At 41.4% G+C, this 13,157-nt stretch carries 12 protein-coding genes and 3 pseudogenes; 9 read left to right on the plus strand and 6 right to left on the minus strand.

Translation table 11 applies throughout. From position 1 onward, the window contains the following. Window positions 1-47 precede the first annotated feature (47 nt). From F6K53_RS21495 to F6K53_RS21515, 5 genes and pseudogenes are all read right to left on the minus strand, one after another. Window positions 48-569, minus strand: a complete 522-nt coding sequence (locus F6K53_RS21495) for a DUF4070 domain-containing protein (RefSeq protein ID WP_293082153.1) — start codon at window positions 567-569, stop codon at window positions 48-50. Window positions 570-599: 30 nt separating this feature from the next. Then, window positions 600-1,850 carry an RNA-guided endonuclease TnpB family protein gene (locus F6K53_RS21500; RefSeq protein WP_075906557.1) on the minus strand — a complete coding sequence of 417 codons (1,251 nt, stop codon included), beginning with the start codon at window positions 1,848-1,850 and terminating at the stop codon, window positions 600-602. A gap of 129 nt (window positions 1,851-1,979) precedes the next feature. Further along, window positions 1,980-2,528 (minus strand): annotated as a pseudogene (locus F6K53_RS21505) (radical SAM protein); the annotation flags it as partial. 465 nt (window positions 2,529-2,993) lie between these two features. Further along, window positions 2,994-3,476: pseudogene (locus tag F6K53_RS21510) on the minus strand (cobalamin-dependent protein); the annotation flags it as partial. Window positions 3,477-3,519: 43 nt separating this feature from the next. After that, a complete protein-coding gene (locus F6K53_RS21515; protein ID WP_293082155.1) occupies window positions 3,520-3,795 on the minus strand; it encodes a hypothetical protein in 276 nt (91 codons plus the stop codon). Window positions 3,796-3,966: 171 nt separating this feature from the next. Between F6K53_RS21515 and F6K53_RS21520 the strand changes: the two genes are divergently transcribed. The 9 genes from F6K53_RS21520 (at window position 3,967) to F6K53_RS21560 (ending at window position 12,755) form a co-directional block, all read left to right on the plus strand. Continuing rightward, entirely contained in the window at window positions 3,967-5,238 is a 1,272-nt protein-coding gene (locus F6K53_RS21520; RefSeq protein ID WP_293082157.1) for a lipid-A-disaccharide synthase-related protein, read from the plus strand. 142 nt (window positions 5,239-5,380) lie between these two features. Further along, the gene (locus F6K53_RS21525) at window positions 5,381-5,518 is read left to right on the plus strand and encodes a hypothetical protein (RefSeq protein WP_293082160.1); all 138 of its coding nucleotides are present in this window, start codon (window positions 5,381-5,383) and stop codon (window positions 5,516-5,518) included. Between the two features lie 222 nt (window positions 5,519-5,740). After that, window positions 5,741-7,051 (plus strand): DUF3326 domain-containing protein, encoded by a 1,311-nt coding sequence (locus tag F6K53_RS21530; RefSeq protein ID WP_293027589.1) that lies wholly within the window; start codon window positions 5,741-5,743, stop codon window positions 7,049-7,051. 17 nt (window positions 7,052-7,068) lie between these two features. After that, the gene (locus tag F6K53_RS21535) at window positions 7,069-7,920 is read left to right on the plus strand and encodes a phytanoyl-CoA dioxygenase family protein (protein ID WP_293027592.1); all 852 of its coding nucleotides are present in this window, start codon (window positions 7,069-7,071) and stop codon (window positions 7,918-7,920) included. Window positions 7,921-8,049: 129 nt separating this feature from the next. Then, window positions 8,050-8,778: a CmcI family methyltransferase gene (locus F6K53_RS21540; RefSeq protein WP_293027594.1), complete on the plus strand. Its 729-nt coding sequence runs from the start codon at window positions 8,050-8,052 to the stop codon at window positions 8,776-8,778. 180 nt (window positions 8,779-8,958) lie between these two features. Further along, window positions 8,959-9,861, plus strand: coding sequence for a phytanoyl-CoA dioxygenase family protein (locus tag F6K53_RS21545; protein ID WP_293027597.1), 903 nt, complete (start codon window positions 8,959-8,961; stop codon window positions 9,859-9,861). Between the two features lie 51 nt (window positions 9,862-9,912). Next, window positions 9,913-10,725 carry an FkbM family methyltransferase gene (locus F6K53_RS21550; protein WP_293027600.1) on the plus strand — a complete coding sequence of 271 codons (813 nt, stop codon included), beginning with the start codon at window positions 9,913-9,915 and terminating at the stop codon, window positions 10,723-10,725. A 71-nt stretch (window positions 10,726-10,796) separates the two neighbouring features. Beyond that, window positions 10,797-12,119: a DegT/DnrJ/EryC1/StrS family aminotransferase gene (locus F6K53_RS21555; RefSeq protein ID WP_293027603.1), complete on the plus strand. Its 1,323-nt coding sequence runs from the start codon at window positions 10,797-10,799 to the stop codon at window positions 12,117-12,119. A gap of 6 nt (window positions 12,120-12,125) precedes the next feature. Further along, a complete protein-coding gene (locus tag F6K53_RS21560; protein ID WP_293027606.1) occupies window positions 12,126-12,755 on the plus strand; it encodes a class I SAM-dependent methyltransferase in 630 nt (209 codons plus the stop codon). Between the two features lie 237 nt (window positions 12,756-12,992). Here the strand turns inward: F6K53_RS21560 and F6K53_RS21565 are convergent. After that, window positions 12,993-13,157 (minus strand): annotated as a pseudogene (locus F6K53_RS21565) (IS4 family transposase); the annotation flags it as partial.

Consider the following 13,157-nt stretch of genomic DNA (forward strand, 5'->3'; position numbering starts at 1 on the left):
TCTCCCCATCTCCCCACCCTCCCCATCTCCCCATCTCCCCACACTCACTACACTTCCCCCGCTACTTCTGCAAGAGGTCTAGTGTTAGCAAGTGCTGCTAAAAACTTAGCGAGTTGTGCTGGAATTTGATCGTGGACAATTTGGCGGTATTCAAGGAAATGTTCCAGATAGGCATGATCGCTAAGATAGCGTTTCCATACCTGAGGATTGTGCCTGAGGATAGAAAAAAGTTGACCCCAGAATTGGAAGCGGGTTTGGCGCTTGATGCCATTGCCCCAGATAATAATTAGCAGTGCCCAGAAATAGATAAATTTTGGCATTACTAATTTAGGCTGATAGGGTTTCGGCTTCATATTTAAGTAGTGCCGATAAAGTCTGCCTAAATAGGATTCTGGTTTATATAATTCCCAGAAACAACTGACATATTCTTGAGCCAGTTGTTCTATCGGGCGAGTGGGGATAAAATTAGTCAGGGTTGTCTGATTGATATTTTCCTCATTGCCTTCTAGCAAACGCCCCTCTTGTTTGAGCCGATCCCAAAGGGCGGTATTGGGCAAGGCTTGTAACATAGTGACATCCTCCCGACGCTGAATCAGAGATTACAGCGCGGGCTTCTTAACCTCACAGTTAAGAGTTCCTGCGTAGCACTTATCTAGATTTAAAATCCCCGATAGTACGCTCTCAGCAGGCGGTTTCCTTTCCCCAATAGTCCTTGGGTACTTTTGAATCCCACGATTACGAATCACTTCGGCACTGGCAACATCTCGGTTATTGGAGTAGCTGCATTCTTTACAGGTATGCCAACGAATTGAAAGGTTATTATCCCACTCCGCACCACAGTTAGGGCATTGTTTTGATGTCCCCCGATGGTCTACTGTGGCAAAAAACTTTCCTCGCTTCCAACAAACCCATTTCAACAACTCTCTGAACTGACCAAAACTGGCATCTAGAGAATGCTTTCCAAGAAACCCTTTAGCCATGACTCGGTAATCAATATCCTCTACAAAAATAGAATCTGCTTGGTCACAGAGAGTATGAGCTACTTTGAGTTGCCAGTCTTGGCGAGTATTGTTAATTTTGTGGTGTAATCGTGCGATTTTAATTTGGACTTTCTCCCAATTCTTAGACCGCTTCTGTTTTCGAGACTCTCTACGTTGCAGCAATTTAAGCTCGCGTTGTAAGTCTACAAAAAACTTCTGTCTAGGAATTTTTAATCCATCTGATGTTGCCAAGAAATCAATCAATCCAACGTCTATTCCGATTGCTCGCCCAAAAGACGGTGGATCGGGAACAGAAACATCTGCTTGAATCGTTATGACAACAAACCATTTTGTTCCTCGACATCTTGACACAACTCTCACACCTTTAATCTTGAATCCATCAGGGATTTCTCGGTGTAAGTTGATGTCTACAAGTCCCATCTTGGGAAGTTTAATTTTATTTCCCTTGAGGGGATTAGCAGGAAACTGAGGAAACAAAAAGGATTGATATCGCCCATACTTTTTAAAACGTGGAAAACCTCGCCCTCTCTGTCTGAACGACTCCCAGGAATTATGTAAACGTTTGACAACGTCTTGAGTGACTTGAGAATGAACTTCCTTCAGGTCAGTTTCGGTTTTTTTCCACTGCGTTAACTGTCGTTTTTGTGACCTATAACCCGGGAATGGAATGTCTGGAGACATAATATATTCCCGTATGAGCGAACATCTATCAATCGAACACTTACGACTATTCATCCAGTCCTTTAAGTCTCGCAAACAACGGTTATAAAGTCGTCTGCAAGTTTCTAGCCAACTCAACATTAATTCCTGTTGAGCTGCATCTGGATAAATTCGGTACGTGTAGTTCATGGTTAGTGCCATGTAAAATATCTTAGCACAAGCCAGGCGAATGATAAATGTTAATTTGCATAAACCCCGTCCCGGCTATCATCCCGACACCAAATCAAAGATTATGGTGCGGGGCTTCTCGCCGGGGTAGCTAAAAACAGGATGGGGAATGGCGGTTGCTTCTACAAAATCGATAATGCGATCGCCTGCTCCTGGTTTTTCCCCATCCAAGCCAATAATAAAGCCAGCCATCACTCGCAAACCTGCCCGATTAATTTTCTCAACGGCATCTCGTAAGGGTTGACGAGTGTTTTGATGTTTTTTGGTCAGGGTCAAGCTATCAGTATTTGGTGTTTCAATTCCCACAAACACTGAACTAAAATTGGCAGCAATCATCAACTCCAACAGTTCATCATCCTCGGCCAAATTCAAGGAAGCTTCTGTGGACAAAGGAAAGGGGTAACCATGCTCTGCCATCCAGGGAGCTAGTTCCTGCAACAGAAGCTTAACATGGCGTTTATTGCCAATAAAATTATCATCAACTATAAATACAGGAAGCCGCAAACCCAAAATATAGAGGGTTTCCAATTCAGCCAATACTTGAGCAGGGGTTTTGGTGCGCGGTTTACGGCCATATCGCACAGAGATGTCACAGAATTCGCACTCGAAAGGACAACCACGGGAAAACTGTACCGACATCTCGCTTTGACACTCCCCGGTCATGAGACGCGGGGATTCTTGGCTCAATGACTCGACTTGCTCAACCAGGCCGGAGCCAAGAAGAGTAGAGGTCAAATCTCCCCAAGCGTTTTGGTTTAATACCAGGGTTCCGGTGTGCCCCACCGTACCTAAAATAGTTAACAAATTTAAGTTAACAAATTTAGATAACAAATCTAGATGAACATTTTTTTGATCTTAGACTTTCATAGACGTCCAAATCGTTAGACTTGATTGTGCAACATGATTATCTCAAAACAGGTTTTTTACACTGTCTACTTATTCAAGATCATGTTTATCTAGAACATTAATTGTTTTTTTGTTATGTTTTTATCTTAACACGGTGCGATCAAACTGTCAATACATAGATGCTCCTTTGGAGCCTTCAGTTGCGAACAAAAAAAAGCCGTCCTGTAAGGACGGGGCGCGATTACCCAAATTTTTTGGTAAATCGTAGCGGGGAATTGGTGTCTTGGTGACATCTGCCCTTTCGCCATGAGCACGGAATACTCCCGAGGTTTCTCCAAAAGCCAGTGCCTCCACAAATCTCGGTAGGGTAATCTCACCTTCATCTAAAATCAGAAAGTCTACTCCTGCTTCTTGAGCTTCCTCTGCTATAGACGTGACATAAGGACCACCAACGGCTACCAATTTGCCCCGCCGTTTCCCCTCCCCAATCAGGTGGAGCAGATCGGGTTTCTGGACAATCATACCGGAAACGATCACCACATCTGCCCATTCCCAGTCAGCGTCAGTTTCTAAACGAACATTACGGTCTACTAAGCGGAATTCCCAGGTTTGAGGAAGAATAGCTGCTACGGTAATCAGACCCATAGGGGGTTGGGCGACTTTGCAGCCGATCAGTTCTATGGCTTTATCAAAAGACCAATAGGATTTCGTGAACAGAGGAGACAGGAGTAAAACTCTCACGTTTGATGTTGAAATCAAGAATAGTACAATACTACAGCAGTTCTCAATTTAGGGAATCGGGAATCGGGAATCGGGAATCGGGAGTAGGGAATCGGGAATCGGGAATCGGGAATCGGGAGTAGGGAATCGGGAATCGGGAATCGGGAATCGGGAGTAGGGAATCGGGAGTAGGCAATCGGGAGTAGGGAATCGGGAGTAGGGAGTAGGGAATCGGGAATCGGGAATCGGGAGTAGGGAGTAGGGAGTAGGGAGTAGGGAGTAGGGAAAAAATCTTGTGTACTTTATTACTATCAGAACCGCTATAAATTCTTGTCTTCAACCTTCAACCTCGAACCTTCAACCTTCAACCTCGAACCTTCAACCTTCAACCTCGAACCTTCAACCTCGAACCTTCAACCTTAAACCTTCAACCTCGAACCTTCAACCTTAAACCTTCAACCTCGAACCTTCAACCAACCAAAGTCCTAGTTATCTTAAAACCTGATTAACCATGCGTTTACTATGCCTGAGCAATGGTCATGGAGAGGATGTGATTGCTGTCGAGATTCTACAGGAATTACAACATTACTCGACTTGTCCAGAACTAGCCGCGTTACCCTTAGTTGGGCAAGGAAAGGCTTATGTGCCATTAGATATCCCCATTATCGGCTCCGTTGAGCAGATGCCATCGGGTGGATTTATCTATATGTCCCAACAGCAAGTGTGGCGTGATGTGCAGGGAGGCTTAGTGCAATTGATTTGGTCCCAATTAAAAGCAATTCGCCGTTGGGCTAAATCAGGGGACTTTATCCTAGCAGTAGGAGATATCGTACCACTGTTGTTTGCCTGGTGGAGTGGTTTACCCTATGGCTTTGTTGGTACTGCCAAATCCGAATACTATTTGCGGGATGAATCGGGATGGTTAGCCAATCGACCCCGTTGGGAAGGGTGGTCAGGCTCGGTTTATTTGCCTTGGGAGCGTTGGCTGATGTCTAATCGCCGTTGCTTAGGGGTTTTTCCTAGAGATACCCTGACCACAGAGATCTTGAAGCAGTGGTCTATCCCAGCTTTTGATCTGGGTAATCCGATGATGGATGGGATTTATCCAAACTATCCAGCACCGATGGTTTATGACAAAGATGCAGAATTGAAGGAAACTAAGCGTACCCTAACCATTACCTTACTACCGGGTTCGAGAATACCCGAGGCTTATCACAATTGGGATCAAATCATCTTGGCAGCATCAGGGTTACTGGATACTTTTGCTTCGCGATCGCTTTTATTTCTCGCTGCCATTGCTCCAGGATTAAGCCAAGACCTTTTACGGGAGGTTTTAGTCGCTCATAGTTGGAGTGAGGTCACCCTGGCATCCCATCCATTCAATCTCCAGCTCAAGGACAAACAAGCTTTGGCCTTTACCAAGCAAAATGGCACACTGATTTTAACCCAGAACGACTATAACCTCTGCCTGCTCCAAGGGGATTTCTGTATCGCCATGGCAGGCACAGCCACAGAGCAATTTGTCGGGTTAGGAAAACCAGCCATTGCCATGCCAGGAGTTGGTCCCCAATATACCCCTGCTTTTGCCGAAGCCCAAACTCGCTTGTTAGGTCCATCGTTAGTAATAGCACAGCAACCAGAATTTGTGGCAACCATAGCCCAACAGTTATTGCAGAACCCAGACAAGTTACAGCTAATAGCAGAAAATGGACAGCGACGCCTTGGTCAACCAGGGGCAGCAGCTCGGATTGCTAAGTGTTTGATGGCAAAGATGAATTCTTAAGGATTAATTATTAATTATAGAGTTTATCATGGTACTGAGGTACACATAATTTTTACCCAATTTCCAATTCCCTGTTTCCTAAAAAAAAAGATGCTATGCTATAAAATTTATCGCCAAACATCGATATAGTCAACACCATATAATGATTTTGGAATTAGTGCAGAAGTCGGGAACTTTGGTGGATTGGGCAAATTCGCAGCAGCAGGGAATAAAAATTGACGAAACCATTATCACAAAAGCGATGGCTCCCGGTCTATACTGGGCTTTTAACAAAATTTAACATTTTTTTATACCATGAAAAGTAATTCTTACGATACTATGGCTAAGTGGAAAACTTAGGAGGCAAGGAAATGAACGATCAAAGATGGATTACTCTAGGTTTTCGCCCTTGCTGAATCTCTGGGAATTAGACCTACTGAGTTGTTAGCTCGTAAGGCAGTCGATGATTAGTGTAAAACTCATCCCGTTGGCTGAATAAGTTGTTAGTAAGTAAATACAGAGAATGACCCAAGTCTATACCAAAGATTTTGAAATCCAATGCCCTCCCCCACAGCGCACCTGGAGAGAAATTTCCCAAAAAATTGCTGCGCTTCCCTTACCAGGTGTTCCCATTCGCTTGATTTTAACCAAGGTTGAAGGAGACACACTCACCTTTGAATCCAGCTTTATCGATACAGACAGAGAGCCGGTTTGGTCATCGTTACTAGACATTAATATTCGTCAACGGGTTTCTAACCAACCGTTTGTCGCAGTTAGTATTATTCCCACAGGAGTCAGAGCAGAAATTGGTGGTTTTGCCGGAGATGCTACTCCCAGTACCAATCTGTTAGCGACCGCTTGTGACTATCTGGTCACTAATCCCAATGCCGTTACTGCGTCGGATATCTATTTCGGTCAGGATAATGTTCTTTATCTGGAAGGTAATCTGATTTGTCAGTTACTCCTGGGTAATATTGGAGTGATTCCAGAAAAGCGCAAAAACATTGCAGCAATTATAGAAAAGCCAAGAGATGAGCGATTTTTAAACAATGTGATTAATGCGCTCAATGGCTTGCGCGCTGTAGGGGGAATTAATATCGACCCTGTAGTTGTAACGGGTGGCCCAGTAGAAACCGCCTGTACCTATTCCCAGTATGGTAATGCTTCCGGGGAATTTAAAGGTATGGACGAATTGATGAAGGCTCTAGATGTGGTGGAAAATTCTTCCGCTAGGGCAGTGGCTTTAATGACCACTTTGGAAGTAGACGATAAAATTCGTCAAGCTTACTACCGAGGGGAATCTATCCCCAATCCTTGGGGCGGTGCGGAAGCAATTATGACCCACATGCTCACTAATTTCTATCCCTTTACTGCTGCCCATGCTCCCTTATTATTAGAGTGGGAACATACGGGATTTGGGAAATTAGTAGACCCTAGGGATGGAGCAGAATTAATTTCCAGTGCCTATGTTTGTTCGCCCCTCAATGGTTTAATCAATTCTCCCCGTCCGGTAAGGTTTGATACTCCCGTAGCAGCAGGGGAAACCAGGATATCGGTAGAGAATGTCTCGGCGGTGGTAATGCCAGAAACAACCGTGGGAAATATTCCGTTCTTAGCATCTTTAGACCAAGGTGTGCCGGTAATCTTAGTTAAAGATAATACCACTAAGTACGATATTACTCCTGAAAGATTGCAAATCGAAACTCAGGGCAACCCGATATATCGTGTCAATAGCTACATGGAGGCGGCGGGATTGCTATTAGCCTTACGTAATGGTATTGCAGTTGAAAGTACAATTCGTCCGATCCCACAACTTCAGCCGATTTTTCTGTAATTAAATTTAAGTATAATATGAAAAAAACAAGGCATTTAACTAAAGAGCAAATTGCCGAATATCATAGTAATGGTTTCATTATTGTACCCAATTTATTTGACTTAGAAGAAATCCAACCATTGTATACAGCTTGTGAAAAATATCCAGACATATGGGCAGCAGAATCGTATTACAAAAACAGTGATGGAAGCTCAAACAGCTTTGTGTGTTACTCTCATCTAAGTGATTCACTGCTAGGAGTTTTTCCTCGCATAGCTAGAATGGTAGATTCGGTTGAAGCTATTTTAGGTGAAGAATCCTATCATTTTCACTCCAAACTGGTGAGGAAAAAAGCTTACAGCAAATCTAATCTTGATTGGCATCAGGACTATGGAACTTGGTATCACTATGGCTGTATATTTCCCGATCTGATTACTTGTGGTATTGCAATCACGGACATTACTAGAGAGAATGGTTGTATGCAAGTGGTCAAAAAATCTCATTTGTTGGGACTTTTGAAGCATATGAGACTTGGCGATTCAGAGGTAACCGATCCTGAAAGAATTCAAAAAGTTTTGGATAAATTAGAGATTGTTTTTTGCGAAATGAAAGCTGGAGATGCTTTATTTTTCCATGCTAATTTACTGCATCGTTCTACTCCAAACTATACTAACAAAATGCGAATCATTTTCCATTGTACTTATAACAGGATGTCAAACGAACCCTACAAGGAAGAGTGGAAGGCACATCACAGTTATCAACCATTGAACAAGTTATCTGATTTGGCGATTAGAGAAGGTCACTACAATGGCATCTTTAATCAACAAGATTTCTTCCAAGCAGAAAATGAAGAAGATAAAGGAATTGGCTTAGCTTATAGCAAGTTTTGAGGATGCTCAATAACTATGAGACAACAATATTACCCCCGAAAAATTCCTAAACTATGACTCAAGCATCTTCTGCTTATAAGCTAATCGCATCTCATAATCAGAGGCTTTAAATAACCACTTGCACCCAGTATGGTCAAATCTAACTTAACCGAGCAAGAAAGTCTAGAGAATAAGCGGTTCGTCAAAATCTCCGATCGAGAAGATAGAGGTGATATTCCCCAGTCAGCTTGGAGACCTCTGACTGACAACTATCATTTACAAACCTGGAAAGGGATACAGATGGACAAAAGTCCTCTGGAAATTGCCATTTATCCTATGCTGATATACGAACTCCAGCCTAAAAGTATCATTGAACTTGGTGCATCTACAGGAGGAAGTGCAGTATGGTTAGCAGATCAGTTGGAATTGTTAGGCATTAACGGAAGTGTCTACTCTGTTGATATCGATTTATCCTTACTTGATGAAAAAGCCAAAGCTAATCCCAAGATAAAATTTTTGGAAGGCGATTGTCACCAGATCGATATGGTTTTATCGACCGCACTACTTTCTACACTTGCTCATCCTTGGTTAATCGTAGAAGATGCTCATGTTAATTTAGTGGGTCTCCTAAACTATTTTCATAATAATGGCTTACAAAGTGGAGATTATCTAATTGTTGAAGACACAAATAAAGCTATGTGGGAAGAGTGGTCTGATTGGGAAGATCGAGAATTTATTGAACAGATGAAACGCAAGCTATTTTCACTAAAAAACTGGCTTATGAAGCATCAAGATGAATACTTAATTGATACTTACTACCAGGATATGTTTGGTTATAACGGTTCTAAAAATTGGAATTCGATGCTTAAAAAAATCTAGATGGAAACTTACGCCAGCCAATCTATAGCAACTCTCTATGCCATGGGGTACAAAGGGATCCCCCTAAATCCCCCTTATCAAGGGGGACTTTGAGGTTGATCAGCGTACCTCATAAATCCTAGAAACGCTATATATAAAATTTAAACTCTCATCTCAAACAAAAAACAATCTATATACAATATGTATAAACTAACTGAGGCTCAGATTCAAAGTTTTCATAAAAAAGGATGGCTTGGACCTCTTGATACGTTCTCTTCTACAGAAGTTGAGTTGGTAGGCAAACAACTGAGGGAAATTAGTCAAGTAAAAGAAATAGAAGGCTTTGAAGTCGTAAGTTTTTATAACAAGTATATGGATTGCTACACACCTCGCGATCATCATTTTGCTTGTGAATCTGTCACTAAGTTGTTTGCTGACAAAAGAATTATACAACGGCTAAATCAACTAGGTAAAACTGATTTATTACTATGGAGAACGAATATTTTTCATCGTATGCCCGGACAGGCAGGAATCGGTTGGCATCAAGCCTTCGATTACTACGGATTTGACGTTGACGAGACTAAAAGAAGAGATCTCGATTTTCCCAAAGATGAAGATATATTAGACTTAGTAGTGTGGGTAGCCATTGAAGATGTAACGCCGGAAATTGGTACTTTACGATTTGCTAATGGCTCATACAACACAAGATTTAAAATTATTAAAACACCTGTTGACCAAGGTACATATCCCGAACAGAAGTATTACGTTTCTGGAAATCAGAGCAAATCATACGCAAAATCCTATGACTTTAATGAAGATGAATGGGAAATAGAAACTTTGCCTGAAATAAAAGCGGGTCAGATTGTAATTTTTACTGAACGAGTAATGCACAGTGCGCCTGCTAATTTGTCACAGCAAGAGCGATTTGCTATTAATGGACGCTACATTTATCCCCGTGTCACAGTTTATCCAGACCGACTAGCTGGCGATTACATTGACAACTATGGTCGAGATATCAGTAACCACTTTTGCGTGTTAGTCTCTGGGAAAGATAATTTTGGGGTTAATGTAGTGAAAGAGGGGAAACCTATGAACCAGACATAATGTTTGGGAGTATGTTTTTTGTCAATTTTTAATTGTTGTAGGTATATAAGAATGCCAAAGGATATTTACACGATATTTAGTGAGTTAGCTACCTTAAAGCAAGACTTATTTAAGTCTTATTTTGAAGATCAAGAAATCAAAGAATTTTTTTTGGGTGAAGAAATAGCATACGACTTTTTTTTCTACCCAGCAATATTTAGAAAATATCAAATTAAACCTCGGGGGGCACTCTATTTTGGTGGGCATAAAGGCGAACTACTTTTGCAGTTTATCTTAGTGGGATTTACTGATATAATTATAGTCGAGCCAGTACCTGAGTTATTTGAACAGTTGCAAGTAAAAATTGAACAGATCCACCGTTTGTTGAACTGCTACGGAGATCTTATTAACGACAAACCAATTAGCTCAATAGAAGCAGTCCAATGTGCAGTCAGCAATGAGAATGGCTCAGCGGAATTTCATGTTACATCAAACTCATACATAGGGTCGCTGTTTAAGCCAAATGCTAAAGTCTTTGAAGAACAAGAAATATTCACAGATGCAACAGTAAATAAACGCATCATCGTTCCAACCAGAACAGTCGATAGCATTATCAAACAGTCTTCCAAGAATTTCTCTGATTTCAATTTCTTATATCTAAACACTCAAGGGGCTGAATTGCAGGCTTTAGAATCAGCGGAAAAAACTCTAGCTCACATTGACTGTATCTATCTAGAAAAAGATATTGCCCCTCGTTACGAAAACTTGAATTCTGTAGAAGAAATAGACCGTTTCATCTTAGAGCGCAATTTTGTCAAGGAATGGGAATACCTTGATGAAAGGTGGGGTGTAGCTTTTAGTTTTTATGTCAAGACTAAAACATAATAAATTGAGACTCAACGCCACCCGATATATCGTGTCAATTTAAGCAAATCTTAAATTAATACTCGACTAACATGAATCAACCTTCTTCTGCTTATCAGGCCATTACATCCCATAATCAGAATATTCAGGTCAGCCTTTATACTCCCGCCCACCAAGGAATTGCTCAAAATAGCGTACGCCTGAGTGAAGAAATCTATCAATATGATGTAGCGTTCCTCACTCGCCCTCGCACTGAGAGCATCGAAAAACATTTCTCTGAAATGTATGGCACTAAACATACCTTTTGGCTAACTGGGGGCGGGACTCAAGGGGTTTTAACGGCTTGTGCTTTATTGGGTACTCAGTACAAACGAGTGGCGATCGCTCTTAACAGTCATATTGCCACCATAAACGGCATCATTTTAGCAGGATTAGAACCCTATTTTATTCCTTCTGTGTCTTTGATGCCCACTACCTCCGAAGTTATTTCCGCATTAGAAACCAGTGGCGTATCGGCTTTGTTACTAACTCATCCGAGTTATGAAGGTGTAACTGTGGATCTGGCATTGATAGCTGATTACTGTCGCGATAGCGATATTGCTTTAGCAGTAGATGAAGCCCACGGTAGTCATTTTCCCTTTCTCGACGAACAATGGCAATCAGCGATCGCATTTAAGGCAGATATCGTCACCCATAGTATGCACAAATATACTGGGAGTTTGGTACAGACGGCTTTATTGCATTTACCCACTGACTCTAGGTTTAGTATTGAACAAGTTATGGGGGTGATGCCTTTATTTGAAACCACTACCCGCAGTAACCTGTTAATGCTGAGTATTGAAGATGCGATTAAGAAGGGGTATTCTGAGGAAGGTCAAGCTTTATTTTGGCAAGCTATTGGTGAATGCGATCGCCTGCGCAGTCAATTGGATAATTACGGCAAGGTGTTAACGTATGATGCCCAAGTTAGCGATCCTCTGAAAATCTATTTAAAAAGCGATCGCACTACAGGGGAAGAGTTAGCAGAGCTGTTGTACGAAAGCGGGATTGATGGGGAATTTGCTGGTGAGGAGGGATTGTTATTAATTTTCTCTTTCCATCACAATCAACAAGATTTCCAATTTATGAGAGAAACCTTAGCAGCCATTGTGCCGATTCTGAGGGAAAAAGCACCAAAAGATACTTTACCTGACAGTTACTTTTGCCGTCGTCCTCAAATGAGGACTTTACCTAAAGATGCTTTCTTTAGCCGGAAAGAAAAGTTACCCATTGGGCAAGCATTAGGTAAAATTAGCAGTTGCTGTATCAAGAAAGTTCCCCCAGGGAGTCCAATTTTGATACCAGGAGAAGAAGTTACTCAGTGGCACCTGCAACGTTTATCTCCTGATACTGTTGTTGAATTAGTTATGGAGTGATTAAAGATGGTCGAAGAACAAGCCAACGATTTTTTAGAAGCAAGACCTTGGTTATCTGGGATTTGTGATAGCCAAAGTACTGAGGAATTAAAAAGTAAGTACGATAGTTGGGCGAATACTTACGATGCAGATATAAAAGAAGATTGGTCTTTTATGCCTGCTAACATAGCACAGACATTAAGCAAACTGCTTCCTAAGAAAGATGCCACAATTCTAGATGCTGGTGCTGGGACAGGGTTAGTGGGTGAAGCCTTATACCAAAAGGGATATACTAATCTTATTGCTGCGGATTTGTCAGAAAAAATGCTGGCGATCGCTAAAGAGAGACAAGTCTACAAGGCTCTCCATCAGTGTAATTTAGAAGATTCTCAAATTTTTAGTAATTCAGTAACTTTTGATGCTATTATTGCTGCAGGGGTTTTTGCTTATGCTCATGCTGGGGTTGAGGTATTAAACAATCTATTCGGTCTTTTAAAAGAGGAGGGAATTTTTTTGTTGACGATACGGGAAGACTATCGCCGTGAAATGCAGACAGCCTTAGAGCAATTACCGTGGACACTAGTTAGTGAAGAGGGTTTTCCGATATATGAAGAAGCCAAATTGATGTATCTTATGGCTTTTAAAAAGAAGGAGTGATCGCTAAGTTATTTGAAGTTAATTTACTTATTTCACACTTTCCTTATACACACTCCTACCTACAAGCTCCATCTGTGAAGTACAATTTATACAAATTTAGATAAGCTTACCCTGTAACTTATAGTTGTTGATTTCAATTAAAATACCATGAATAATATGAATCAATCAGAATTAAAACTTGGCTTAGAAAAACTAAAGCAAGATTGGGAACCAAAACTGAGGGGGTGACGAAATGAGCTAAAACGCAGATTCTATAAGCGACCTAGCCCTTAAACCGCGTTGATAATACTTTCGTTTATTAGGATTTAATTTCATTAATTCGGTTACTAATTTTAGACAAACATCCTTAAAATTCATCCAGGTTTGACCATACAAACCAACGTAAAAACTGCTATGCCTCCG

This window comes from Moorena sp. SIO4A1 (genome assembly GCF_010672065.1).
Classification (GTDB): Bacteria; Cyanobacteriota; Cyanobacteriia; order Cyanobacteriales; family Coleofasciculaceae; genus Moorena.

What these genes read in the sequence shown, in the direction of transcription:
- F6K53_RS21495 (WP_293082153.1), bottom strand. Translation starts at nt 569, where the DNA reads ATGTTACAAGCCTTGCCCAATACCGCCCTTTGGGATCGGCTCAAACAA.
- F6K53_RS21500 (WP_075906557.1), bottom strand. Translation starts at nt 1,850, where the DNA reads ATGAACTACACGTACCGAATTTATCCAGATGCAGCTCAACAGGAATTA.
- F6K53_RS21520 (WP_293082157.1), top strand. Translation starts at nt 3,967, where the DNA reads ATGCGTTTACTATGCCTGAGCAATGGTCATGGAGAGGATGTGATTGCT.
- F6K53_RS21525 (WP_293082160.1), top strand. Translation starts at nt 5,381, where the DNA reads ATGATTTTGGAATTAGTGCAGAAGTCGGGAACTTTGGTGGATTGGGCA.
- F6K53_RS21530 (WP_293027589.1), top strand. Translation starts at nt 5,741, where the DNA reads ATGACCCAAGTCTATACCAAAGATTTTGAAATCCAATGCCCTCCCCCA.
- F6K53_RS21535 (WP_293027592.1), top strand. Translation starts at nt 7,069, where the DNA reads ATGAAAAAAACAAGGCATTTAACTAAAGAGCAAATTGCCGAATATCAT.
- F6K53_RS21540 (WP_293027594.1), top strand. Translation starts at nt 8,050, where the DNA reads ATGGTCAAATCTAACTTAACCGAGCAAGAAAGTCTAGAGAATAAGCGG.
- F6K53_RS21545 (WP_293027597.1), top strand. Translation starts at nt 8,959, where the DNA reads ATGTATAAACTAACTGAGGCTCAGATTCAAAGTTTTCATAAAAAAGGA.
- F6K53_RS21550 (WP_293027600.1), top strand. Translation starts at nt 9,913, where the DNA reads ATGCCAAAGGATATTTACACGATATTTAGTGAGTTAGCTACCTTAAAG.
- F6K53_RS21555 (WP_293027603.1), top strand. Translation starts at nt 10,797, where the DNA reads ATGAATCAACCTTCTTCTGCTTATCAGGCCATTACATCCCATAATCAG.
- F6K53_RS21560 (WP_293027606.1), top strand. Translation starts at nt 12,126, where the DNA reads ATGGTCGAAGAACAAGCCAACGATTTTTTAGAAGCAAGACCTTGGTTA.